Below are 23430 nucleotides of genomic sequence, written 5' to 3' on the forward strand. Positions count from 1 at the left end.
GCGATCTTGAGCCAGCCGTTGGTCAGGGTGCCGGTGACCTGCGTGCCGCGGGCCTTGGAGCCGACGATGGAGTAGCCCAGGCCGGGGCCGGAGCGCACGTTGGCGGCGGTGGTCGCGGAGACGTAGCGGGTGACCTCGCCCGGCTCGTCCTGCCCGCCGTCGCCGGGCTGGGCGTTGGGGTCGGCGCCGCCGTTGTCACGGGTGAGGCCGGCCCGGACCGAGCAGACCGGCCAGGCGCCGGGGCCCTGGGTGTGCAGCACCCGGCGGGCGATCGCGATCTGCTCCGCCTTGGAGGCCTGGTGGGCGTACCCGGCATACTCCTGGCCGCCGAAGGACTTCCAGGTCGGGTGCCAGAACTGCAGGCCTCCGTAGAAGCCGTTGCCGGTGTTGATGTCCCAGTCGCCGCCGGACTCGCACTGGGCGACGCGGTCCCACACCTCCGGGGTGTAGGCCGCCTGGGCCGGCACGACAACCAGACCGGCTGCCGCGACGGCAAGCGTGGTGGCGCCGGCGAGCCGCTTGGTGAGGCGGCCGGTCACGGGGCCGCGGGCGTGCTTGGGGTGGTAGGTGGTCATGGCTCTCTCCTTCGCGCAGACGACCCGGCGCGGACACGCCATACTGCCGTCTGGCTCTCACGCCCGGGGCGGGGTGAGGTCGGGTCAGAAGTGTGCGCGGACGCGTCGGTGCGTCGGGGCAAGAGCGCGCAACAGGGGTCAGACTAACCAGTCCCTCCTATATCAGGCCAGTCGGCGACTGCCACACTGGGGTCGTGCGACCGCTGTCACGCTGCTGGACGACGGCTCAAGGTTGAGCGGAATAGACTCAACTTTGGTCAGGTTGACCACTGTGTAGCAGGAGGAAGACGCCGACCCGGCGCGATGAGGGACGTCCAGGAAGGGGACAGCACGACGATGGATCTGCAGTTGACGACCAAGGCCCAGGAGGCCCTGTCCACGGCTGTCCGTGAGGCGGCCACCGCGGGACACCCGCACGTGGAGCCGGCCCACCTGCTGCGCGCGCTCGCGCAGCAGACCGACACCACGACCGGTCCGCTGCTGGACGCGGTCGGCTCCTCGGCGGCCAGCGCCGTCCAGGCCGCCGACACCGTGCTGGTCGGGCTGCCCTCCGCCTCGGGTGCCACGGTCGGGACGCCGCAGGCCTCCCGCCAGCTGCACGGCATACTGACCGCTGCGCAGCAGGAGATGCAGGCGATGGGGGACACCTTCGTCTCCACCGACCACCTGCTCCTCGCGCTCGCCGGCGAGTCGCGGTTCGGGCTGGACGCCGCGGCGCTGCGCGAGCGCATCCCGGCCCTGCGCGGGGGCGCCAAGGTCGACAGCCAGGACCCGGAGGCGACCTACGACGCGCTCGAGAAGTACGGCACCGACCTGACCGGGCTGGCCCGCGACGGCAAGCTCGACCCGGTCATCGGTCGCGACAGCGAGATCCGCCGGGTCGTGCAGGTGCTGTCCCGGCGCACCAAGAACAACCCGGTGCTGATCGGTGAGCCCGGCGTCGGCAAGACCGCCGTCGTCGAGGGTCTCGCGCAGCGGATCGTGGCCGGTGACGTGCCCGAGTCACTGCGTGACAAGCGGCTGATCTCCCTGGACCTGGGGGCGATGGTGGCGGGCGCGAAGTACCGCGGCGAGTTCGAGGAGCGGCTCAAGGCCGTGCTCAACGAGATCACCGCCAGCGACGGCCGGATCGTCACCTTCATCGACGAGCTGCACACCGTCGTCGGCGCCGGTGCCGCCGAGGGCTCGATGGACGCCGGCAACATGCTCAAGCCGCTGCTGGCGCGCGGCGAGCTGCGGCTGGTCGGCGCGACCACGCTGGATGAGTACCGCGAGCACATCGAGAAGGACCCGGCGCTGGAGCGCCGCTTCCAGCAGGTGTATGTCGGGGAGCCCAGTGTCGAGGACACCATCGCCATCCTGCGTGGGCTGAAGGAGCGGTACGAGGCGCACCACAAGGTCGCCATCGCCGACTCGGCGCTGGTGGCTGCGGCGGCCCTGTCGGACCGCTACATCACCGGTCGTCAGCTGCCCGACAAGGCGATCGACCTCGTGGACGAGTCCGCGAGCCGGCTGCGGATGGAGATCGACTCCAGCCCGGTCGAGATCGACGAGCTGCAGCGCGCCGTCGACCGGCTGACGATGGAGGAGCTGCACCTGGACCGTGCCGCCGAGTCCGACGCGGGCGCTGCCGAGCGGCTGGCGCGGCTGCGGGACGACCTGGCCGACAAGAAGGACGAGCTGGCGGCCCTGACCGCCCGGTGGGAGTCGGAGAAGTCCGGTCTCAACCGGGTCGGTGAGCTCAAGGCGCGCCTGGACGACCTGCGCACGCAGGCCGACCGGCTGCAGCGCGAGGGGGACTACGAGGCGGCCTCGCGGCTGCTGTACGGCGAGATCCCCGCGGCGGAGCAGGAGCTCGGTCAGGCCCAGGAGGCCGAGGCCTCCGGCTCGACGGCCGGCGCCACGGGGGAGAACCCCATGGTCAAGGACGAGGTGGGTGCGGACGACATCGCCGACGTCATCTCGATGTGGACCGGCATCCCCGCCGGGCGCCTGCTTGAGGGGGAGACCGAGAAGCTGCTCCGGATGGAGGACGTCCTGGGGCAGCGGCTGATCGGACAGCACACCGCGGTCCGCGCGGTCTCCGACGCGGTGCGACGGTCCCGGGCCGGGGTCGCCGACCCCGACCGTCCGACCGGCTCGTTCCTGTTCCTCGGCCCGACCGGCGTCGGCAAGACCGAGCTGGCCAAGGCCCTGGCGGACTTCCTGTTCGACGACGAGCGCGCCATGGTGCGCATCGACATGAGCGAGTACTCCGAGCGCCACTCGGTGGCCCGCCTGGTCGGGGCGCCCCCGGGGTATGTGGGCTATGAGGAGGGCGGTCAGCTGACCGAGGCGGTGCGCCGCCGGCCCTACTCCGTCGTGCTGCTCGACGAGGTGGAGAAGGCTCACCCGGAGACCTTCGACATCCTGCTGCAGGTGCTGGACGACGGTCGGCTCACCGACGGCCAGGGCCGCACGGTCGACTTCCGCAACGTGCTGCTGGTGATGACCTCCAACCTGGGCAGCCAGTTCCTGGTCGACCCGACGACCGACCAGGACACCAAGCGCGAGCAGGTGATGGCCACCGTGCGCACCGCGTTCAAGCCGGAGTTCCTCAACCGCCTCGACGAGGTCGTGATCTTCGACCCGCTGAGCCGCGAGGAGCTGGCCACGATCGTCGGCCTCCAGGTGGAGCACCTGGCGCGGCGTCTGGCCGACCGTCGGATCACGCTCGAGGTGACCGACGCGGCCAGCGAGTGGCTGGCCGAGCGCGGCTACGACCCGGCCTACGGTGCCCGGCCCCTGCGCCGGCTCGTCCAGACCGAGATCGGCGACCGCCTGGCGCGTGGGCTGCTGGCCGGTGAGGTCGCCGACGGCAGCACCGTTACGGTCGACGTTGCCGAGGACGGCGAGGGCATCACCCTCACCTGACCGGGCGCGCCGGGCTGCCGCCTCCACGGTGACCGAGCGCGCCGGGCTCTGGCCGCCGGCGCTACCCAAGACGTCGGGCGGGCGCTGCTTCCGAACCCCGTGGGCCCGGACGGATCGGTGGGATGCAGCGTCGCGCGCCCGGACGGATCGGTGGGATGCAGCGCCGCGCGCCCGGTCGGTGGCGCAGGCGAGTGGCGGCATACTGTCGAAGACACATCCGCGAGCAGCACGGAGGGGACCGATGAGGATCAACCGGCACACGAGGCGGTCCACTCTGCCGATCGCGCTCGCGGCTGTGGCCGCACTCACGCTCTCCGCGTGCAGCGGCGACGGTGACGAGCCCGACGGGGACGAGGCCACCACGACCGAGGCCACCGCCGCCGACCGGCTCGCACAGGCGCACGCCACCCTCTCCGAGGCGGGCAGCGTGAGCCTCGAGCTCGAGGGCGTCGACCTGCCGGACAGCGCGATCATCATCAAGGCCGTCGGGGCCGGGACGATGGAGCCGCCGGCCTTCGACGGCACCATCACCGCCAAGGTCGCGGGGGTGCAGGCCGACGTGCCGACGATCGCGGTCGACGACCAGCTCTTCGTCAAACTCCCGTTCTCCCCGGGCTTCATCTCCACCACGCCCGAGGACCTCAACGTCCCCGACCCGGCACGGCTGTTCGACATCGACGACGGCCTGGCCGGGCTGCTCCTGCTCACCGACTCGGCGGAGTTCGGCGAGCAGACCCGCGTCGGCGCCGAGGTCACCCAGGAGATCACCGGCACCGTGCCCGGGCAGGCGGTCAAGGACCTGCTGGGCGTCGGCGACGAGACCGTCGACTTCACCGTCGAGTACGGCCTCATCGAGGAGAGCTGGGAGGTCCGCACGGTGCAGATCACCGGGCCGTTCTACCCGCCGGACGACGCGACCTACACCGTGACGCTCGACGAGTACGGCGAGCCGGTCACGGTCACCGCCCCCTGACGTGGGGGCGCAGTCGGGCACCGGCGCCGTGACCGGGGAGACCGGGCAGGCGCGGGGGGCCAGGTCGCTGCTGAGCGTCGCCTCCGTGGCGGTCGCCCTGGCCGCCGCCGACACGTATGTCGTGGTGCTGGCTCTGACCGACATGATGGCCGGGGCGGGGCTCGGGATCGAGTCCCTGCAGAAGGGCACCCCCATCATCTCCGGGTTCCTGCTCGGCTATATCGCGGTGCTGCCGCTGATCGGACGGCTGGCCGACCTCGTCCCGCGCCGCAAGATCCTGCTGGCCTGCCTGGCCGTCTTCGTCGTCGGCTCGCTCATCACCGGGATCGCGGTCGAGCTGCCGGTGATGATCGGCGGTCGCTTCCTGCAGGGCCTCGGGGGCGGCGGGCTCGTGCCCGCGACCCTGGCGATCGTGGCCGACCTGTGGCCGCCCGGCCGCCGCGGGACGCCGCTGGGGGTGGTCGGTGCGGTGCAGGAGCTCGGCTCTGTCCTGGGACCGCTGCTGGGTGCGGCGATCCTGCTGGTCAGCGACTGGCGCGGAATCTTCTGGCTGAACGCCGTGCTGGGTGTGGTGTTCTTCGTCGCCGTGTGGCTGATCCGCCCGGCCGGGCTGGAGGAGGACGCCGACGACCCGGACTACGAATCGCCCGGCACCCGGGGCACCGCCGAGCCCCAGCCGCGGCGCAACCGGCTGGTCACCGGCCTCGCCGTCGTGGTCGCCCTGGTGGCCGTCGCCGCGGGGTCGCTCGCACTCATCGCGCCGACCTCCCTGACCACCTCGGTCGCGTGGGGCGGGCCGTTCGTGCCGATCGGCGAGTCGACCTCCCGTGTGCTGACGCCCATCGGGCTGGTCGCGGTCGTGGCCCTGATGCTGCTCGCGCTGCTCAGCGCTGCTCGTTGGCTGCCCACCCTCGTGCGGGCCGACGTCCTCGGTGCGCTGTTCATCGCGGTCGCGCTGGGAGCGCTCGTGCTGACCTTCTCCTCGGCCGACCCCGCCAAGGAGGTGCTCGGTCCGTGGGGCCTGTGGCTGCTGCCGATCGGGGCTCTGGCTCTGGTGGCCTTCGCGGTCCGGCAGCGGACCGCTGCCAACCCGCTGATCGCCCGGGGGGTCGTGCACGGCCGGGTCATTCCGGCCCTCGTCGTCAGCCTGCTGGTCGGCACCGCGATCGTGGCCATCGTCGTCGACGTCCCGCTGCTGGCGCGGCTCACCGAGGGGACCACCGAGACCGAGGCCGCCTTCGTGCTGGTCCAGTTCCTCGTGGCCGTGCCCGTCGGGGCGGTGCTCGGCGGCCTGCTGCTCAAGGCGCTGGGCCCCGGCCTGGTCGCCGCCCCCGGCCTGGCGATGACGGCCGCGGTGCTGTGGGGGATGTCCGGCTGGACCCGCGGGGCCCTGGACGAGCCGGGTCTAGCCACGATGCTGCTGGTCGTGGCCGGCTTCGGCATCGGCCTGGCGATCGCCCCGGTCAACGACGCCGCCCTGGCCGAATCCAGCCACACCACTCACGGCACGGTGAGCTCCCTGGTCGTGGTGGCCCGGATGGTGGGCATGGTCGTGGGTCTCGCGCTGCTCACTGCCGTCGGCCTCCGCCGGTTCCAGGAGGCGGTCAACGCCCTGCCGGACCCGACGGACTCCGACGCCCTGCTCGACGCGGCGGTCGTCCAGGTGCAGACGGTCTTCGCCGGTGCCGCCCTCGCGACCCTCGCAGCCGCAGGCATCGCCCTGCTCCTCGGGCACCACCGGGTGCGGCACAGCACCGCAGCCGACCTGGACCCCGACGCGGCCGACCTGGACGTCGACATCCCGGACTCGCCGGACCGGGACGTGCCGGACTCGGACGCGCCCGACCCGGAGTCACTCAGCCAGCACAAGCCCTAACCGCAGGCCCCTCGACGCCGCCGGACGTCATACTGCCGCGGGGTGGCGGGCCGCTCCGCTAGCCCTGAGCGCGCACCCCGCCACAGGCCGACCGCGCCCAGGACAAGGCCGAGGGCGACCAACCACAGGGCGACGAGCTCGAGCGCACCGCCCGCGGGCACCTGGTCGAGGACCGCACCGACCAGGAAGACCGCGGGGGCGGCCAGCGAGGCGGTGCGCACTCGGACCAGGGCGATCAGCACGAGGAGCAGCGCGAGCGGGCCGAGGAGGGTGAACAGTCCGATCGGCACACCCCACGGACCGGGACCCTGGAAGCGCTCGACGACGAACTGCTGCATGGCGGCCGGGTCGAGCCCGGGCGCACCGGTCTCCAGGAGGATCAGGTGGAACGCGGCGAAGGCCCCGGCGCACGGGACGGCAACCATCAGGAGCACCCAGCCGATGCGCCCGGTGATGCTCGGCCACACGATGCGCCCGAGTCCCGCAGCGGCGAAGCACAGCAGGACCGCGGCGAGCAGTTGGGTGAGTCCGCCAGCGGCGAGTCGATCGCCACCGGCAGCGATCAGCGCCACGTCATCGGCCTGGTCGAGGTCGCCGATGAGTTGCTCGCCGGCGGCCAGGGCGATCCCCGCTCCGGCCAGCGTCACCGCCGTGACCCGGAGACCGGGCACGTGCGGCCTCGAGGGCGTCGGGGGCGCCAGGGCGGGACTGGTCTGGGTGTCGGTCATCGGAGATCTCCTCGGGTGTGTCGGTGCTGGAGGCCTTAGCGTGGAGGCATCGACCTCCGTGGCGGATCGACCGTGACATATCCGGCGCATCGTGCTGCGGGATGATCAACGGACTCCGCCAGGACGATGCCGCGGCCCGGAGATGAGCAGTAGGTTTCCTGCATGAGAGCCCCGGTGACGCTGCGGCAGCAGGTCGTGGACGCCGTGGTCGCGCTCGTCCTCACCGTGGTCGGGGTGGTGATGCTGGTCGCGCCGACCGAGGACGGCTACCGCGGCGGTCCGCTCTGGCTGAGCCTCGTCATCCAGCTGTTCACCACGCTGCCCCTGGCGGTCCGCCGCCGTTGGCCGACCGCGTCCGCCCTGGTCGCCATCGGCGCCCACACGCTGCCCAACCCGTGGATCGCGCACAGCCTCGGGTTCTGGGGGTCCGCGGTGCCGATCGCGATCCTGCTCTACACGGCCGGACGCCACGGGCACCCACGCCGGTCGTGGTGGGCCCTGCTGCTGGCGATGGTGTGCCTGCTGACCTCTTGCATCCACGTGCCAGAGTTCCGGGGGGCCGACGACGTGATCTTCGGTGTCGTGTGCTTCGGAGCAGCCTGGGGGGCCGGTCGGGTGATCGCCCGGCTGACGCACCAGCGGGAGGCGCTCGACGCGGCGCTGCTCGAGCTGGAGCAGCAGCGCGAGGCACACTCCCGGCAGGTCCTGCTCGAGGAACGCACCCGCATCGCCCGCGAGATGCACGACGTCGTGGCGCACGGCGTCAGCGTGATGGTCGTGCAGACCGGGGCGGCGCGGATGGACCTGGAGGACGACGTGGACTCGGCGCGCGACTCGCTCCTCGCCGTCGAGACCATCGGCCGTGAGGTGCTCACTGAACTGCGCCGCACGGTCTCGCTGCTGCGCAGCCCCAGCCAGCACGCCGACGGGACCGCCCCATCGCCAGGACTGGCACAGCTGCCCGACCTCGTGGAGTCCATGCGGGGCTCGGGCCTGACGGTCGACCTCCGCCTGGAGTCCCCGAGCGGGTCCGATCCCGGACGGGAGCTCGCCGTCTACCGGATCGTGCAGGAGGCACTGACCAACGCGCTGCGCCATGGCGGCGGCACCCGGGTCGAGGTGCACGTCAGCGCCGAGCCCCTGGCCGTCGAGGTGCGCGACCACGGGCCGGTGGCACCCACCGCACCCGGGGCCTCGGTGGGAGGCGGCCACGGCCTCATCGGTCTCCGGGAACGAGTGGCCATGTACGGCGGCAGCTTCCAGGCGGGCCAGGAGGCCACCGGCTTCGTCGTGCGGGCCGCGATCCCGACGGAGCCGGCGCGGTGAGCGTCGACCGGCCGATCCGCGTCCTGCTGGCGGACGACCAGGCGCTCGTCCGGGCCGGCTTCTCCTCGATCCTCTCCAGGCTGCCGGACATCGAGGTCACGGGGGAGGCCGGCGACGGCGCCGAGGCCGTCGACCTAGCGACGCGGCTGCGGCCGGACCTCGTGCTCATGGACATCCGGATGCCACGCATGGACGGACTCGCCGCCACCGAGCGCCTGATGGCATCCGCGCACCCGCCGAAGATCGTGGTACTCACCACCTTCGACGGCGACGAGTTCGTCTACGGCGCGCTCCGGGCCGGTGCCGTGGGCTTCCTGCTCAAGGACATCTCACCCGAGCAGCTCGTCGCGGCGGTCCGCAGCGCCGTGAGCGGGGACGCGATGCTGTCGCCGTCGGTGACCAGGCTCCTCATCGAGGCCTACGTCCAGAGCCCTGCTCCCGTGACCGGGGTGCCCGAGCAGCTCACGGACCTCACCGAGCGTGAGGTGGACGTGCTGCGCGAGGTGGCCCGAGGCCGGTCGAACGCGGAGATCGGCGCCACCCTGTTCCTCGCGGAGACGACGATCAAGACCCATCTCGCCCGCATCTACACCAAGCTGGCGGTCCGGGACCGGGTCCACGCGGTGGTCCTCGCCTACGAGTCCGGGCTGGTGCGCCCCGGCTCCTGACGGCCCGGTGGATAGCGGTCGCCGCACGAAGCCGTGCTTTCATGTGGCCCGTGGGTGAGCGCGTGCGCCGGCTGACCAGCGTCGCCGCGGTCCCCACCGCGCCCGACTCCTCGACCCCCGAGAGCCCATGACCTGGACACCCACGGCCGACTGGCCACGGCTGAGCCGTGCCACCGCCCACCTCGACACACCCCTGGCCGTGCTCGACCTCGGCGCCCTGCGGTCCAACGCCGACGACCTGGCCACCCGCGCCGCCGGCACCCCGATCCGGGTCGCCAGCAAGTCGGTGCGCTGCCGCCGCGTCCTCACCGAGGTGCTGGCCCGGCGGGAGTATGCCGGGGTGCTGGCCTACTCCCTCCCCGAGGCTCTGTGGCTGGTCCGGGAGGCCGTGACCGACGACGTCGTCGTCGCCTACCCGACCGTCGACCGGACCGCGCTGGCCGAGCTGGTGCACGACCCCGCGGCGGCCGCAGCCATCACGCTGATGGTGGACGACCCCGCCCAGCTCGACGTGGTCGACGCGGTCGCCTCCCCCGGTCGTCGGGAGTGCGTCCGGCTCTGCCTGGAGCTCGACGCCTCGCTGGCCCTGCCCGGGCTCTGGGTCGGCGTGCGCCGGTCTCCGCTGCGCACCGCGGACGACGCGCGCCGGGCCGCCGAGGTGATCGCCCGGCGACCCGGGTTCCGCCTCGTCGGGATGATGTCCTACGAGGCGCAGATCGCCGGGCTCGGCAACCAGTCCGTGGCGGGGAGCACGCCCGCCGCCAAGGCCCGGACCGCCGTGGTCCGCCGCCTGCAGGACAGGTCGTGGCGGGAGCTTCCCGAGCGTCGCGGGGCCGCTGTCGCCGCGGTCCGTGAGGTCGCTGCCCTCGAGTTCGTCAACGGAGGCGGGACCGGCTCGCTGGAGCGCACCACGACCGACTCCTCGATCACCGAGGTGGCCGCGGGCAGCGGGCTCTTCGGCCCGGGCCTCTTCGACGCCTACCAGGCCTTCCAGCCGGCGCCCGCAGCATCGTTCGCGCTCGACGTGGTGCGGGTCCCGGCCCCGGGCACGGTCACCGTGGGCGGTGCGGGCTGGGTCGCCTCCGGGCCGCCCGGGCCCGACCGGTTGCCGACGATCGCCTGGCCCGAGGGGCTGCACTACCTCGGGTCCGAGGCCGCCGGGGAGGTCCAGAGTCCACTCACCGGACCCGGCGCCGCCGGTCTCGGCGTGGGTGACCGGGTCTGGTTCCGGCACGCCAAGGCGGGGGAGCTGTGCGAGCGGGTCGACGTCCTGCACGTCGTCGACGGCGACCGCGTCGTGGACCGGTGGCCGACCTACCGCGGCGAGGCGAAGGCGTTCGGATGAGCTGGCGCAACTGGGGCCGCACCGAGTCGGCCCAGCCGGTCCGCGTGCTCCGCCCGGCCACCGAGGCGCACGTGGCCACGGCGATCGAGCAGGCCGCCGCCGACGGACTGCCCGTCAAGGCCGTCGGGTCCGGCCACAGCTTCTCCGGGATCGCGGTCGCCCCCGGCGTGCAGCTCGACCTGTCCGGACTCACCGGTCTCGTGGGTGTCGACCACGCCACCGATCGGGTCACGCTGCGCGCCGGCACCCCGCTCCACGCCGTTCCCGCGCTGCTTGCCCCGCACGGCCTGGCGATGCCCAACCTCGGCGACATCGACCAGCAGACGATCAGCGGTGCGGTCTCGACCGGCACGCACGGCACCGGCCTGACCTTCGGTGGCCTCGCGACACAGGTCGTCGGCGCGCGGTTCGTCGACGGCTGGGGCGAGGTGCATGTCGTGGACGCGAGCCACAAGTGGCTGCCGGCGGTCGCCCTCGGTCTGGGGGCACTCGGGGTCCTGACCGAGCTCACCCTGCAGTGCGTCCCCGCCTTCCAGCTGCAGGCGGTCGAGCGTCCGGAGCCGCTGGAGCAGGTCCTCGACAGCTGGGCGGAGCGGATCCGGGCCCACGACCACGTCGAGTTCTACTGGTTCCCGCACACCGCCACCGCGCTGACCAAGACCAACACCCGCCTGCCCCTCGGGGCGCCCACCCGCCCGCTGCCCGGCTGGCGCCGCAGGCTGGACGACGACCTGCTGGCCAACGGGCTCTTCGAGCTCACCTGCCGCGCCTGCTCCCGCCTCCCCGGGCTGACGCCGACCGTCAACCGGGCCGCGGAGCGGCTCACCGGCAACCGCACCTTCACCGACGTCGCCACCGCGGTCTTCACCACCCGCCGGTCGGTCCGCTTCCGGGAGATGGAGTATGCCGTGCCCGCCGGCATACTGCCCCAGGTCGCCCGGGAAGTGGGTGCCCTGATCGAACGACGCCGCTGGCGGGTCTCCTTCCCGCTGGAGTTCCGGGTGGCGGCCGCCGACGACCGGTGGCTGTCCACCGCCCACGAGCGGGACAGCGGGTATGTCGCGGTGCACCGCTACTGGCGGGACGCCGAGGACGACTACCTCACCGAGGTCGAGGCGCTGCTGCGGGACCACGACGGCCGTCCGCACTGGGGCAAGCTGCACACCCGGACCGCCGCGGACCTGGCCGGGGCGTACCCGCGGTTCGCCGACTTCCTGGTGTTGCGGGACGAGCTGGACCCCGACCGACGGTTCGCCAACCCCTACCTGGAGCGGGTGCTCGGTGCGTGAGGCCGTCCCGTCTCGCCCCTTGCGCCTGCGTGCGAAGATCGGGGCATGAGTCGTGAACTGCACCTGACCGGCGACCCCGAGGCGGACCGCCTGCTGTCCGAGAACCCGTTCGCGCTGCTGACCGGCATGCTGCTGGACCAGCAGATCCCGATGGAGGTGGCCTTCTCCGGGCCGCGCAAGCTCGAGGAGCGCCTCGGCGCGTGCGACCCCGGGCAGATCGCCGCCATGGACCCCGACGAGTTCATCGCCGTGTGCGCCACCCCGCCGGCTGTCCACCGCTTCCCGAAGTCGATGGGCCAGCGGGTCCATGACCTGGCCTCGGCGATCGTCCGTGAGTACCACGGGGACACCGGCTCGATCTGGGCGTTCGGCCACCCGGACGGGGCGACCATCCTGAAGCGGCTGAAGGCGCTGCCGGGCTTCGGCGACCAGAAGGCCAGGATCTTCCTGGCCCTGCTGGGCAAGCAGCGGGGGCTGTCCACCCCGGGCTGGCGCGAGGCTGCCGGTGACTACGGCAGGGAGGGCGTCCACATGTCGATCGCCGACGTGGTCGACGCCGACAGCCTGGCGCAGGTCCGCGCCTACAAGAAGGAGAAGAAGGCGGCCGCCAAGGCCGCCGCTACGCAGTAGGAACGGCTAACGGGTCGCTCGAGTTGGGGCGCAGCAACGGCCCCCACCGGTTGGGTGCCGGTGGGGGCCGTTGTGTTGTGGGGGATGGGTTGCGGGACTAGTCCTGACCGGTGGTTAGTCGGTGGAGGTCTGGTCCAGCAGTGCCTGGAGGGCGGCTTCGACCTCGGCGTTGACGGCGACCTCGCCACCGAAGATGGTGATGCCCTGCGGGGAGAGTCGCAGGATCTCCTCGGCGGTCGCGGCCGGCAGGTGGCCCTGCTTGGTCAGCAGCAGCGGTGCCTGCTGCGAACCGGTCAGGGAGGACCCGGCCAACGCGTCGGGGAAGTTGACGCCGGAGGCGATGTAGAGCACGTCGCCGTCGGTGCCGTACCCGGCCGTGAGCGCGGCCGCGGTCTGGTACCGGTCGGCCCCGTAGACCCGCTCGGTCGGGGCGATCGCGTTCAGCTCGGACAGCACGTCGTCGCTGACCGCGCCGGTGCCGCCGACGACCACGATGTTGCTCGCGCCCAGGTCGGTGATCACCGCGGCCGTGNCAGGATCTCTTCGGCGGTCGCGGCCGGCAGATGGCCCTGCTTGGTCAGCAGCAGCGGTGCCTGCTGCGAACCGGTCAGGGAGGACCCGGCCAACGCGTCGGGGAAGTTGACGCCGGAGGCGATGTAGAGCACGTCGCCGTCGGTGCCGTACCCGGCCGTCAACGCGGCCGCGGTCTGGTACCGGTCGGCCCCGTAGACCCGCTCGGTCGGGGCGATCGCGTTCAGCTCGGACAGCACGTCGTCGCTGACCGCGCCGGTGCCGCCGACGACCACGATGTTGCTCGCGCCCAGGTCGGTGATCACCGCGGCCGTGGCCTCCGGCAGGCTGCCCTGGCGGGTCAGGACCACCGGCACACCCTGGCTGCCGGCGGCCGAGGCCGCCGTCAGCGCGTCGGCCAGCGCCAGGCCGGTGCCCATGTCGCCCTGACCGGTGGCCACGAAGACCGTGTCGACCGCGGTGTACTCGGCCGCGATCAGCGCGGCGGTCTCATACCGGTTCTCACCGGCGATGCGGCGCACGTCGGCGCCGGTGGCGGCCAGGTCGGCCTCCACCTGCTCATCCACCGAGCCGGTGCCACCGACGATGATGATCTCGGCCGGGGCCAGGGCCGCCAACGCGTCCCAGGTGGCGTTGGGGATGCGGTCGGCCTTGACCAGCAGGATCGGCGCCGGGTCACCCTCGGGCGTGGTGTCGGGGATGAACTCCAACGCCCCGACCGCACCGGCCGCACCCGCAGCCAACGCATCGGCCCCGTCCGCAGACTCGGTCCCGTTAGCGATGTACACCGTGCCCACACCGTCAGGGAACTGCGCCGCGATCTCACCCGCGGTGGCGTACCGGTCGGTGCCGTAGACCCGCTGCACCGTCGCCGGCTCCACCGGGGCATCGGCCACGGTCAACGTCACCGGCACGTCCACCACCGGGTTCGCCGGGTCGTTGGACTCCACGCACAGGTTGGCGGTGTAGTCACCCTCGGCCAGGCCCGTGGAGTCCAGCCCCACGGTGACCGCCTGCGTCCCGTCCGGGGCGACGGTGCCGCTGGCCGGGTCCACGGTCAGCCACGGCACGTCCGTCGCCTCGCACGCCGACGGTGGCGGCGGGACGTCAGCCTCGTAGGAGAGGGTGTCGATGCCGATGTAGTTGGAGTTGTTCCCGAAGGGACCACCCTCGGGCACCCAGTAGTGGAACGCGATGCGGCCGGTGGTCTGGGCCTCCAGGCCCTCGATCGTCGCGGTGTACTCCGTCCACGCACCCGGATAACCCGTCGTGGTCAGGTCCGGGTTGACCGACACCAGCAGCGTGTCGAAGTCGCCCACACCCTCATAGCCGGTGCCCACGTCCGTGGAGTCACCGTTGGTGGACAAGCGCACCTCCAGCCGGTCCACGAAGTCGGCCGGGTTCGCGACGGTTCGTGTGTAGAACGACAGCTCCGCGCCGTTGACCAGGTCCAGCTCCGGGGTCATCAGCCAGTTGCTGATGTTGCCCGGACTTTCACCCGCGTTGTTGTAGTTCGCACCGACATATGCCTCCGGCGCCCCCTCGTGCGAGGGGAACACCTCGGCGGCGCTGCCCTGGAACCAGCTGGTCCCACCGACCGGCTCGCTGTTGTTCTGGATCGCCCAGCCGTCACCCGGGAGGTTGTTGATGTTGTCGAAGCCCTCGGTCAGCGTGGCCACCGTGGGCACCACGGCGGGCGCCACGACCGCAGGTGCGCTCGGTCCGCTCGCGCTCTCGCCGGAGGCGTGCGAACGGTCCGCGCCCTGGGGGAGCACCAGTCCTGCCGCGGCGCCAGCCTCCTCGGCGATCGTGAACTCCAGGTCCTCCGTGCCGGTGTTGCCGACGGTCAGGGTGTGCTCGGTCGTCGTGTCCGGCTCCTGGCTGCCCTCGATCGAGGTCGGGTCCACCGTGATGGCCGGGCCCGGCACCGGCGGGTCCTCGCCGAAGATTAGTTGGTAGGCGTCGAGACGACCCTCGCCCCAGACGTTGTTGTCCGCGGCGGTCCCGCCGCACTGCAGGTCCTCGGTGTCGATGGCCGTGCCGTCGAGCAGGGCCCTGGTGGCGTCCACGTCACCGAGCGCCGTCGCGTCCTCCGACCAGAGCAGGGCGACCGCCCCGGACACGTGCGGCGCGGCCATCGAGGTGCCGCTGATGGTGCCGTAGGTGTCACCCGGGAAGGAGGAGCGGACGTTGCCACCCGGGGCGGCGATGTTGGGCTTGATCTCGCCGTCCTGGCCGGGACCGCGCGAGGAGAAGCCGCTGATGGCGTGGAAGGCGTCATAGCTGCCGACGGAGTAGGTCAGGGTCCGGCTGCCCGGCGACCCGGAGGTCGCGCAACCCGGGCCCGAGTTGCCGTTGGAGAAGACACTGAAGATCCCGGCCGCGTGCCAGGCCTCGATGATGTCCTCCATGAACGGGTCGTTCGACGGGAACTCGGAGCCCCACGAGTTGTTGACCACGTTCGGCCGCATCGTCGGGTCGGGGTTGGCGCCGCCGACCTCGGTCGGGGCAAGCATCCACTCGCCCGCCGCGAACATCATCGCGTCGCTCAGGTCCGTGGAGGCGGCGATCCACTGAGCGCCGGGGGCGACTCCGATCTGGTTGCCGCCGCCGTCGTCGCCGACCATGGTGCCCATCGTGTGGGTGCCGTGGCCATCCCAGTCCCACGGGGCCGGCTCGTTGTCGGGGGTGCCGTCGAACCAGTTGTAGTCGTGGTCGGCGGTCGCGCCGTCCCATCCGCGGTACTGGTTGATCAGAGCCGGGTGGTCCCACTGCACGCCGCTGTCGATGTTGGCGACGACCATGCCCTCACCGGTGACACCCTGCCCCCAGGCGTCGTCGGCGTTGATGTCCCGCACTCCCCACTCGACGGCGTTGAGGCTGTTGCCCGGCTCGGCCGGTTGGGTCACCGGTGCGTCGTAGTCGAAGGACGCGTAGATGCCCTCGACGCCAGGAGCTCGGGCGAGGTCGTTGACGACGCTCTCGCCAGCGCCCTCCACGAGGATGGCGTTGGTCGCCCAGTAGCTCTCGAAGCTCAGACCGTCGGCGTCAAGCTCAGCCCGCACGTCGGCCTGCGCGGCGTCTGCGGTGCTGGTCAGGGCGTCATAGACCGCGACGCCCCGGGCGTCCCAGTCGGTGATGGTGGTGAACTGGCTCATGTCCGGCCGTGCGTCAAAACGCACCCAGAACGTGGCCGTACCGTCGTCGGCCAGCTCGGTCAGCACCTGGTGCTCGATGTGTGCCGGCTCGGCAGTCCGATCATCCGAATCCTGCGCGGTGGCCGTCGCGGCGGTCAAGCCGGAGACGACGAGCGCCGCGCTGGCGATGCCGGCCAGTGCTGGCCGCCCGCCGTATGCAGAACGCCTCATTGCGTAAACCCCTCAATCCCAACGTGGTTGAATGAATCATCGGCGCCCGCCGTCAGTGGGTGTGTCGGCCTGCAGCCAATGCACTTGACAACCTAGGCAACCTTGGCGAGCCGTGGTGAGAACCTGGACAAATCGTTACCTTTGCCTGCAGGGGGTGCGGTCCATGACGGACTCAGACCTGACCAGCTCGGCGGCTGTCGCCCGCCTGACCGCAGAGCATCCGGAGTGGTTCGACGACGGCCGTGGAGTGCCGGTCGAGCCCTCGCCGGACGCGACCCTGATCGGCACCGGCGAGTCGTATGCCGCGTGGCTGGTCGTCTCGCGCGAGGCCCAGGACCTGCGCGATCCGGCCGGTCCCCGTGCCCTCGTCGTCCGGGTGCCACACCGTCCCGAGGAGCTGCCGCGGCCCATGGCCGAGGAGTTCGCGGCCCTGCTCGCCGCGCCCGACGGGATCGGCCCCCGACCCATCCACCTGGCCACGGCTGGCGACCCCCGCGGGACCGGACCTGGCAGCACGCCGGAGGGCACGGCATACATGGTCGTGGAGCATGTGCGCGGCCAGGTGCGGCCGGCGTCGGCCTGGACCGACGACCTGCTGGCGGCCCACGCCCGACAGCTCGCGCGGCTGCACGCGGTGCGGTTCGGCGGCCACGGCGACGTCACCGCCACGGACAGACTCCAACCGACCCTGAGCATGACGGGGTCCGGTGAGGCCAACTGGCAGTGGTGGACCGAGCACCACCCGGAGCTGGCGTCGGCGGCGGACGTCGCCGGGCTGTGGCCGCGCGTGCAGCGGCTGTTCGCCGGGACCGAGCCGCACTTCGCGCGGCTCGAGGAGTTCGCGCTGGTCCACGGTGACCCGGCGGTGCCGAACATCCTGGTGTCGGGCGGGGTGCCGCGCTATGTCGACTGGGAGTGGGCCCACATCGGCGACCCCGCGCGGGACCTGGCGTTCAGCGGCGGGGCGGTGTGGCTGGACCCCTGGTATCTGCGGCTCGGTCCCGACCGGCTGGAGCGGTTCGTCGCGGCCTACTGCGCCGCCGCCGGGCCGGGCGCCGATCCCGCGGCCCTCACCGCACGGTCCCGGGCGTGGCTGGTCAACGAGGTGTTCTTCGTGGCGCTGCACTTCCGCCGCCAGGCCGCGCGTGGCGAGGGGCGGGAGTATGCCGAGCGCGCCGCCACGCTGATCGCCCGCCTGAGCGCGGTGCTGGAGTAGGCGTCCAAAGTTTGCGATCCCAGTGGCCCTTCAAACCATCAAGACCGCACGCAGTCAGCGTCCGGTGGGGTTACTGCGTGGGATTGTGTCCACCCCAGGGACCAAAACCTCCCCGAGAATGGGTCAGGCCAGGTCGATGACGACGGGCGCGTGGTCGGAGGCGCCCTTGCCCTTGCGCTCCTCGCGGTCGATGAACGCGTGCGTGACCCGCTCCGCCAGCGCCGGTGAGCCGAGCGCGAAGTCGATGCGCATCCCGCGCCGTTTGGGGAAGGCCAGCCGGGTGTAGTCCCAGTAGGTGTAGACGCCGGGGCCCGGCGTGTGCTCGCGGGTCAGGTCAGTCAGCCCCGCGTCGAGGACGGCCCGGAACGCGGCCCGCTCAGGCTCCGAGACGTGGGTCTTGTTCTCGTAGTAGGCCATCGACCAGACGTCCTCGTCCAGCGGCGCGATGTTCCAGTCGCCCATCAGGACCAGCGCCTCCTCGGGTGCGGCGGCGAGCCGGCCCGCGGTGTACTCCGCCAGCCGTCCCAGCCAGTCCAGCTTGTAGGCCATGTGCGGGTCCTCCAGCGTCCGCCCGTTGGGGACGTAGAGCGAGACGACCCGGACGCCCTGGCACACGGCGGACAGCGCCCGCGCCTCGGGGTCCACGGGGTCGCCCCACCCCGGCATCCCGTCGAAGCCCGCCTCCACGTCCGCCAGACCGACCCGGGAGGCGATCGCCACACCGTTCCACTGGCTGTGCCCGACGTGCGCCACCTCGTAGCCCGCTGACTCGAGCAGCAGGTAGGGGAACTGGTCGTCCCGGCACTTGGTCTCCTGGATCGCGAGCACGTCGACGTCGTGCCGCTCCAGGAAGGCCATCACCCGGTCGATCCGGGCGCGGATGCTGTTGACGTTCCAGGTCGCGAGGCGCATCCGCCCAGCCTAGGAGGCGCGTTCGCGGGCCGTGCGGCGGCGCTGGGCCAGCAGCCCGGAGACGCGCCGGACCGCGCCGCGCGGGACCACCTTCAGTCCGGTGGTGACCGCCTTGTAGGTGAGTGACGGCACCGAGACGGCTCGTCCCGCATCGAGGTCCCGCAGCGCCCCGGTCACGACCTGGTCGGCAGTGAGCCACAGCGGATCGGGCAGCGCGGACATGTTCATCAGGGCGCGGTCGTGGAACTCGGTGTGCACGAATCCGGGGCACACGGCCGTCGCCGTGACCCCGGTCCCCTGCAGCTCGACGGACAGGGCCTCGGTGAAGACGGTCACCCAGGACTTGATCGCCGAGTAGGTGCCCATCACCGCGAACGACGCCACGGAGGAGACGTTGAGTATGCCGCCACGCCCGCGGGTGCGCATGGCGCCGGCGGCCGCGTGGCTGAGGACGAGGACGGCGCGCACCATCACGTCCACGGCCCGCTCCTCGTCGGCCAGGTCTCCCCGGCTGAAGCTGCGCCTCAGGCCGAAGCCGGCGTTGTTGACCAGCAGGTCCACCGGGCGCTCGGCGTCCCGCAGCCGCTCGGCCACCCGCTCGGTCTGGTCCCGGTCGGCCAGGTCGGCGGGCAGGACCTCGGCCGTGACGGCATACTCCCGCCGCAGTTCCTCCGCGAGCTCCTCGAGGCGACCCTGGTCGCGGGCGACCAGCACCAGGTCGTGCCCCCGGCGGGCCAGCTCGGTGGCGAAGGCGCGGCCGAGGCCGGCCGAGGCGCCTGTGACGAGTGCGGTTCCCATGTGCGCAACCTTAGGTGAGGTGCGCGCCCCGGTAGGCTGCGATCCCGTGACCGACGCGCGCGCCAGACTCCTTGACCTGATCCGCACCCTCGCCATCGTCCACGGGAGGGTGACGCTGAGCTCGGGGCGGGAGGCGGACTACTACGTGGACCTGCGCCGCATCACCCTCCACGGGGAGGCCGCCCCGCTGGTGGGACAGGTGATGAACGACCTGGTCGCGGATCTGGAGTTCGACGCCGTCGGGGGTCTCACCATGGGTGCCGACCCCGTCGCGACCGCGATGCTGCACGCCCGGGCTGCGTCGGGTGGACGGCTCGACGCGTTCGTCGTGCGCAAGGAGGGCAAGGCGCACGGCCTGCAGCAGCGCATCGAGGGTCCCTCGATCGCCGGTCGGCGCGTGCTCGTCGTCGAGGACACCTCGACGACGGGTGGCTCTCCCGTGACGGCCGTCGAGGCCTGCCGGGACGCCGGTGCCGAGGTCGTCGCCGTGGCCGTGATCGCCGACCGGGCCAGCGGCGCCGAGGAGGTCATCCGGGAGCAGGGGCTGGACTACCGGGCGGCCTTCTCGATGGCCGACCTGGGCCTGGCCTGAGCCTCCGGGCACGTGACAAGATGACCAGCCCTGTGTAGAACCGTCGCACTCCTCGCGCGGGGTGCGACGTCGACCTCAACCGCCGATGTGCGCGAGCCAACTAACGACACCAGCCACACCCGCCACTCGGGTCACAGCCACGCGAGCACGTGCCCGAGAACTACCCCGCCGAGCGGCGGAGAGCGAGTATTTTCCGGACACGTGCCAGCCTGGTTGGGGCGCAAGCGGATCACCGGACATGCCGCGGATAGGTGCTCATCCGTAGTGGTAGCGGCAGGCTGCGACTCGGATTTCGGCGCCGGCGATCTTGTACACGAGTCGGTGCTCGTCGGTGATGCGGCGAGACCAGTAGCCTGCAAAGTCGTGTTTCAGTGCCTCAGGCTTGCCGATGCCCTCGTTACCGTTGTGCTTGATGTCCTTCAGGAGCAAGTTGATGCGTTTGAGCACCTTGCGGTCCTGCCCCTGCCACCAAAGGTAGTCCTCCCAGGCGTTCTCGTCCCAGACCAGCAGCACTCGGTCAGTCCGTCTCGACCAGCTCGTGCGATTGCCCCCGGCCAGCCTCTAGCCGCTGCATGGCGTCCAACAGCCGCCGGGCGTTGGCGGGTGAGCGCATGAGGTAGGCCGTCTCACGTAGCGACTCGTAGTCCGCCAGGGAGACGATGACGACTGGCTCGTGGCCGACGCGCGTGATGACGACCTCTTCACGGTCGTTGGTGACGCCGTCCAGCACTTCTGCGTAACGTGCTCGTGACTCGGTGTAGCTCATAGTCTTCATACATACCCTCCTGTACAGAGAACTGTACGCCTGTCAGCGTGGGATGCCAAGAGGGTCCATGTCCGCCGCCGCAGGCAACGCACGCATCTGCCGCAGGTCGTGACTTGCTAACCGCGGGTGCTCTCCCGCCACGTCGTGGCTGTTTCCTCGTCGTAGTAGCGGCTGAACCCACAACCCCAGGCGATCGGTGAGTCCAACGGTGCACCTCCCCAGCGCGGCTCACCGCTCACGAGCAGCCGTGTGCCGACCTGGAAGGGTAGATCTGCCTCGGCCGTCCCTTCGGCGACGCCCTGGAGGTCCACCGTGACCTCATCTGCGTCACCACCCGCGAACCATTCGCGCACCTCGAACGTGATACCGGGCAGGTCGAGGTCACCCGAATCGGCCCGGTCCGAAACTGACGGACCCATCGCGATGACGACCCCATCGAAAGCGAAGTCACGATCCTGCAGCGACTCGGGCGAGTACGACTCAACACAGGAGACCGCGCCGCCATCTGGCAAGGGGCCACCTGCCTCGCCCGAGCCGCCCTCGCTACTGCCAGGAGAAACAGTCGCTTCGTTCGCGGGTTGATCGCCTGCAGAGCTGTCCGAGTTGATGGCGCAGGCCGTCAGGATGAGGCCAAGACCGACAAGCGTCCCCGCCAGTGCGTGAGTGTGCATCATGTGCTCCAGGTTGACGACGGCTCTGGATGAGACGCCGGACACATCACCAGAGTTCCACAGTTCCGCGCATCCGGTTATGCCGCCGAGCGGTCACATTTTTCAAGGCCCTCGCATCGGATGCGCAGGGCCCTTGGCGTCCGGCCCGACTCGAACGCCTCGCACATCGGGTTTCCTTGGCCGCCAACCAAGGCTCGAGCCAGCAGTAGGCTGCCAGCATGTTGCCTGTATCTGGCATCGACCACGTCGTCATCGGCGTCTCCGACTGGACTATCTCTGCACGGTTTTATCAAGAGGTCGTCGGCGCGGAGGTCATCAACGTAGGCGCTGGACGGCTCGCGTTCCGAGTTGGCTCGACGCAACTGAACGTCCATGGTCCAGGAGTTGACCTCCGCTCCAACGTCGCGCGAGTTCCGGTCACGCCAGGAAATAGCGACCTCTGCTTCGCCTGGCTCGGAGGGATTGAGGAGGCGATCACCCATCTCGAAACCCACCGCGTTCCTGTGGAGACAGGACCAGTGACACGGGTAGGTGCTCGAGGTACTGGTACGAGCGTGTACTTCCGTGACCCTGACGGCAGCCTGCTGGAGTTCATCACCTACGACGCGCCTAGCTGATAGGACATGTGGTGGGCCTCGCTTCGGTGAGGACACCGATCATGGCGATGATCTCGGGCCCCCCGACACCGCACTGCGCCCCGCCTCCGAGGGAGACGGGGCGCAGACTCTCGGCCGCGACGTGGGTCAGCGCTGCTTGCGATCCCAGTGCGCGAAGCCGGCGGCCTTGGCGGCCTCCTCGGTCTCGAACCACACCTCGGCCCTGGCCGCCTCGTAGGACGGTGACTCGGGCGTGTGGAAGAGCATCGACCCGGCGTTGCCCTTGATGGACCAGCCGGCGGGGCCGGACCCGTCCTCGGCGGGCTCGGCCGAGCCGGCACCGAACGGTCCCTGGGCGTAGTTCCCGGCGGCGGCACCGGCGTGGGCCTCGTCGTAGCCGTAGTCACCCGCGTCCGCCGCGGGTGCGGCGACCTCGGCCTCGGCGTAGCCCGTCTCCGCAGGTGCGGCCGGCTCGACGTAGGTCGTCTCGGTCGTCTCGGTGTACTCCACCTCGGTGACCGGCTCGGCGAAACCGGACTCCGTGGCGGCGGCGTCCTCCGTGCCGAAGTCGGCGGCCGTCTGGACCGGCTCACCCTGACCCCAGGACGCGTCGTCGGAGGCGGCTCCGGCGGTGGTGGCGGCTCCAGCGGTGGCGTCTCCAGCAGTGTCGGCGGGGGTCTCATCGCGGTCAGCCCAGGCTTCGGCGCCACCCCCGCCGGCCACGGCCCCGGCGACCGCGGCGGCGGCCGTGTCGCTGTCGGACGGCGCTGTGGTGTCGGTGTAGCCGGTGTCGGCCGCGGGCTGCTCGTACGTGTCAGCCGCCGGAGCCTCGTAGACCGTGTCGGCCTCGGCGGTCTCGCCGGTCGCCGTGTCGGTGTAGGTCGCGTCCTGCCCGTAGTCGCTGGCGTCAACCGGAGCTTCGCTCGCCCGTGTGTCGGCGGGAGTCTCCTGGTCCTGGGCGGCCCAGGCCGCGGCACCGCCACCTGCGGCGGCTGCCCCAGCACCGGCCGCGGCATTGTCGGGGAGCACCGCCGTGTCGCCGGATCCGGGCTCGGTGGTCGACTCCTCGTAGACCGCGTCCGTCGTTGAGGTGTCGCCGGTCGCCGTGTCGGTGTAAGTCGCGTCCTGGTCGTAGGTCGCGTCCTGGTCGTAGGTGGTGTCCTGGGGCTGCGCGTCGTGGGTGGTGTCCTGCGGCTGCACGTCGTAGGTGGTGTCCTGCGGCTGCACGTCGTAGGTGGTGTCCTGGGGCTGCGCGTCGTAGGTGGTGTCCTGGGGCTGCGCGTCGTACGTGGTGGCCTGGTCGTAGGCCTCCGCCGGGTAACCACCCTGATCGGTCGCCGCCTCGGTCGGCGCGGGCTCGGCATAGGGATCGGGAGCGGCGTCGGCAGCCTGGTCGTAGGGACCGCTGGCGTAGGACTGTGCGTCGGACTGGTCAGCCACGGGGGTGGCCTCGAATCGGTCACCGGCGGCCTGCCCTGGCGGAGCCGCGCCCGCGCCCGGTTCTGTCAGGCCGGCGTCCCCGGTGTCCGAGCTGTCCACGGCCCCGCCCGGGCGACGCAGCAGCAGCCAGACCGCTGCGGCAATCACCAGCAGCAGGAGTATCAGCCACACCCATTTCCATTCCATGGTCACACCGTCCTCGCCGATCGAGGCCTGC

21 protein-coding genes are annotated in these 23430 nt (G+C 71.6%); 11 read left to right on the top strand and 10 right to left on the bottom strand.

Annotation, left to right across the window (positions count from 1 at the left end; genetic code table 11):
- Positions 1-575 (bottom strand): transglycosylase family protein (locus tag MWU75_RS12680; RefSeq protein ID WP_247091234.1); only part of this gene is annotated, 575 nt, incomplete at its 3' end.
- Positions 576-911: 336 nt separating this feature from the next.
- Here MWU75_RS12680 and clpB point away from each other — a divergent pair.
- The 3 genes from clpB (at position 912) to MWU75_RS12695 (ending at position 6337) form a co-directional block, all read left to right on the top strand.
- Positions 912-3488 (top strand): ATP-dependent chaperone ClpB, encoded by a 2577-nt coding sequence (clpB, locus tag MWU75_RS12685; RefSeq protein WP_247091236.1) that lies wholly within the window; start codon positions 912-914, stop codon positions 3486-3488.
- Between the two features lie 241 nt (positions 3489-3729).
- The gene (locus MWU75_RS12690) at positions 3730-4461 is read left to right on the top strand and encodes an LppX_LprAFG lipoprotein (RefSeq protein ID WP_247091242.1); all 732 of its coding nucleotides are present in this window, start codon (positions 3730-3732) and stop codon (positions 4459-4461) included.
- A 28-nt stretch (positions 4462-4489) separates the two neighbouring features.
- On the top strand, positions 4490-6337 hold the full coding sequence (locus MWU75_RS12695; RefSeq protein ID WP_247091244.1) for an MFS transporter: 1848 nt from the start codon (positions 4490-4492) through the stop codon (positions 6335-6337).
- Here the strand turns inward: MWU75_RS12695 and MWU75_RS12700 are convergent.
- The gene (locus MWU75_RS12700) at positions 6334-7065 is read right to left on the bottom strand and encodes a hypothetical protein (protein WP_247091246.1); all 732 of its coding nucleotides are present in this window, start codon (positions 7063-7065) and stop codon (positions 6334-6336) included. The two genes, MWU75_RS12695 and MWU75_RS12700, sit on opposite strands and share 4 nt — an antisense overlap.
- 162 nt (positions 7066-7227) lie before the next feature.
- Between MWU75_RS12700 and MWU75_RS12705 the strand changes: the two genes are divergently transcribed.
- From MWU75_RS12705 to MWU75_RS12725, 5 genes are all read left to right on the top strand, one after another.
- Positions 7228-8391: a histidine kinase gene (locus MWU75_RS12705; protein ID WP_247091247.1), complete on the top strand. Its 1164-nt coding sequence runs from the start codon at positions 7228-7230 to the stop codon at positions 8389-8391.
- Complete coding sequence (locus tag MWU75_RS12710; RefSeq protein WP_247091249.1) at positions 8388-9059, top strand: response regulator transcription factor; 672 nt, start codon at positions 8388-8390, stop codon at positions 9057-9059. The genes MWU75_RS12705 and MWU75_RS12710 overlap by 4 nt, the downstream gene beginning before the upstream one ends.
- A gap of 127 nt (positions 9060-9186) precedes the next feature.
- Positions 9187-10404, top strand: a complete 1218-nt coding sequence (locus MWU75_RS12715; RefSeq protein WP_247091251.1) for an amino acid deaminase/aldolase — start codon at positions 9187-9189, stop codon at positions 10402-10404.
- Positions 10401-11693 carry a D-arabinono-1,4-lactone oxidase gene (locus tag MWU75_RS12720; protein WP_247091253.1) on the top strand — a complete coding sequence of 431 codons (1293 nt, stop codon included), beginning with the start codon at positions 10401-10403 and terminating at the stop codon, positions 11691-11693. The genes MWU75_RS12715 and MWU75_RS12720 overlap by 4 nt, the downstream gene beginning before the upstream one ends.
- Before the next feature lie 45 nt (positions 11694-11738).
- A complete protein-coding gene (locus MWU75_RS12725; RefSeq protein ID WP_247091255.1) occupies positions 11739-12323 on the top strand; it encodes an HhH-GPD-type base excision DNA repair protein in 585 nt (194 codons plus the stop codon).
- 114 nt (positions 12324-12437) lie between these two features.
- Here MWU75_RS12725 and MWU75_RS12730 read toward each other — a convergent pair whose 3' ends face one another.
- Together MWU75_RS12730 and MWU75_RS12735 are read right to left on the bottom strand one after the other, a co-directional pair.
- Entirely contained in the window at positions 12438-12845 is a 408-nt protein-coding gene (locus MWU75_RS12730) for a cell wall-binding repeat-containing protein (RefSeq protein WP_247091262.1), read from the bottom strand.
- On the bottom strand, positions 12842-16222 hold the full coding sequence (locus MWU75_RS12735; RefSeq protein ID WP_247091264.1) for a choice-of-anchor J domain-containing protein: 3381 nt from the start codon (positions 16220-16222) through the stop codon (positions 12842-12844). Before MWU75_RS12735 ends, MWU75_RS12730 begins: the two co-directional genes overlap by 4 nt.
- Before the next feature lie 163 nt (positions 16223-16385).
- Between MWU75_RS12735 and MWU75_RS12740 the strand changes: the two genes are divergently transcribed.
- Complete coding sequence (locus MWU75_RS12740; RefSeq protein ID WP_247091266.1) at positions 16386-17438, top strand: phosphotransferase; 1053 nt, start codon at positions 16386-16388, stop codon at positions 17436-17438.
- 123 nt (positions 17439-17561) lie between these two features.
- Here MWU75_RS12740 and MWU75_RS12745 read toward each other — a convergent pair whose 3' ends face one another.
- Positions 17562-18350, bottom strand: a complete 789-nt coding sequence (locus MWU75_RS12745; protein WP_247091268.1) for an exodeoxyribonuclease III — start codon at positions 18348-18350, stop codon at positions 17562-17564.
- Between the two features lie 9 nt (positions 18351-18359).
- A complete protein-coding gene (locus MWU75_RS12750; RefSeq protein ID WP_247091271.1) occupies positions 18360-19148 on the bottom strand; it encodes an SDR family NAD(P)-dependent oxidoreductase in 789 nt (262 codons plus the stop codon).
- On the opposite strand from MWU75_RS12750, the gene pyrE reads away from it, so the two are divergent.
- Entirely contained in the window at positions 19147-19740 is a 594-nt protein-coding gene (gene pyrE / locus MWU75_RS12755; protein WP_247091273.1) for an orotate phosphoribosyltransferase, read from the top strand. The two genes, MWU75_RS12750 and pyrE, sit on opposite strands and share 2 nt — an antisense overlap.
- A 255-nt stretch (positions 19741-19995) precedes the next feature.
- On the opposite strand, the gene MWU75_RS12760 is transcribed toward pyrE, so the two are convergent.
- The 3 genes from MWU75_RS12760 to MWU75_RS12770 form a co-directional block, all read right to left on the bottom strand.
- On the bottom strand, positions 19996-20253 hold the full coding sequence (locus MWU75_RS12760) for a Txe/YoeB family addiction module toxin (protein WP_247091275.1): 258 nt from the start codon (positions 20251-20253) through the stop codon (positions 19996-19998).
- A 4-nt stretch (positions 20254-20257) separates the two neighbouring features.
- Entirely contained in the window at positions 20258-20515 is a 258-nt protein-coding gene (locus MWU75_RS12765) for a type II toxin-antitoxin system prevent-host-death family antitoxin (protein WP_247091277.1), read from the bottom strand.
- Between the two features lie 107 nt (positions 20516-20622).
- Entirely contained in the window at positions 20623-21222 is a 600-nt protein-coding gene (locus MWU75_RS12770) for a hypothetical protein (protein ID WP_247091279.1), read from the bottom strand.
- A gap of 173 nt (positions 21223-21395) precedes the next feature.
- Here MWU75_RS12770 and MWU75_RS12775 point away from each other — a divergent pair, with 173 nt between their 5' ends.
- Complete coding sequence (locus MWU75_RS12775; protein ID WP_247091281.1) at positions 21396-21794, top strand: VOC family protein; 399 nt, start codon at positions 21396-21398, stop codon at positions 21792-21794.
- Between the two features lie 126 nt (positions 21795-21920).
- Here the strand turns inward: MWU75_RS12775 and MWU75_RS12780 are convergent, their stop codons facing one another.
- Entirely contained in the window at positions 21921-23384 is a 1464-nt protein-coding gene (locus MWU75_RS12780; RefSeq protein WP_247091283.1) for a hypothetical protein, read from the bottom strand.
- Positions 23385-23430: the final 46 nt, after the last annotated feature.

This window comes from Ornithinimicrobium sp. F0845 (assembly GCF_023015765.1).
In the GTDB taxonomy this organism is placed as follows: Bacteria; Actinomycetota; Actinomycetes; order Actinomycetales; family Dermatophilaceae; genus Ornithinicoccus.

Excerpts from the sequence above, each read along its gene's own strand:
- MWU75_RS12765 (WP_247091277.1), bottom strand. The coding sequence starts at position 20,515 with ATGAAGACTATGAGCTACACCGAGTCACGAGCACGTTACGCAGAAGTG.
- MWU75_RS12745 (WP_247091268.1), bottom strand. The coding sequence starts at position 18,350 with ATGCGCCTCGCGACCTGGAACGTCAACAGCATCCGCGCCCGGATCGAC.
- MWU75_RS12720 (WP_247091253.1), top strand. The coding sequence starts at position 10,401 with ATGAGCTGGCGCAACTGGGGCCGCACCGAGTCGGCCCAGCCGGTCCGC.
- MWU75_RS12690 (WP_247091242.1), top strand. The coding sequence starts at position 3,730 with ATGAGGATCAACCGGCACACGAGGCGGTCCACTCTGCCGATCGCGCTC.
- MWU75_RS12740 (WP_247091266.1), top strand. The coding sequence starts at position 16,386 with ATGACGGACTCAGACCTGACCAGCTCGGCGGCTGTCGCCCGCCTGACC.
- MWU75_RS12705 (WP_247091247.1), top strand. The coding sequence starts at position 7,228 with ATGAGAGCCCCGGTGACGCTGCGGCAGCAGGTCGTGGACGCCGTGGTC.
- pyrE (WP_247091273.1), top strand. The coding sequence starts at position 19,147 with ATGTGCGCAACCTTAGGTGAGGTGCGCGCCCCGGTAGGCTGCGATCCC.
- MWU75_RS12750 (WP_247091271.1), bottom strand. The coding sequence starts at position 19,148 with ATGGGAACCGCACTCGTCACAGGCGCCTCGGCCGGCCTCGGCCGCGCC.
- MWU75_RS12715 (WP_247091251.1), top strand. The coding sequence starts at position 9,187 with ATGACCTGGACACCCACGGCCGACTGGCCACGGCTGAGCCGTGCCACC.
- clpB (WP_247091236.1), top strand. The coding sequence starts at position 912 with ATGGATCTGCAGTTGACGACCAAGGCCCAGGAGGCCCTGTCCACGGCT.
- MWU75_RS12725 (WP_247091255.1), top strand. The coding sequence starts at position 11,739 with ATGAGTCGTGAACTGCACCTGACCGGCGACCCCGAGGCGGACCGCCTG.
- MWU75_RS12775 (WP_247091281.1), top strand. The coding sequence starts at position 21,396 with ATGTTGCCTGTATCTGGCATCGACCACGTCGTCATCGGCGTCTCCGAC.
- MWU75_RS12700 (WP_247091246.1), bottom strand. The coding sequence starts at position 7,065 with ATGACCGACACCCAGACCAGTCCCGCCCTGGCGCCCCCGACGCCCTCG.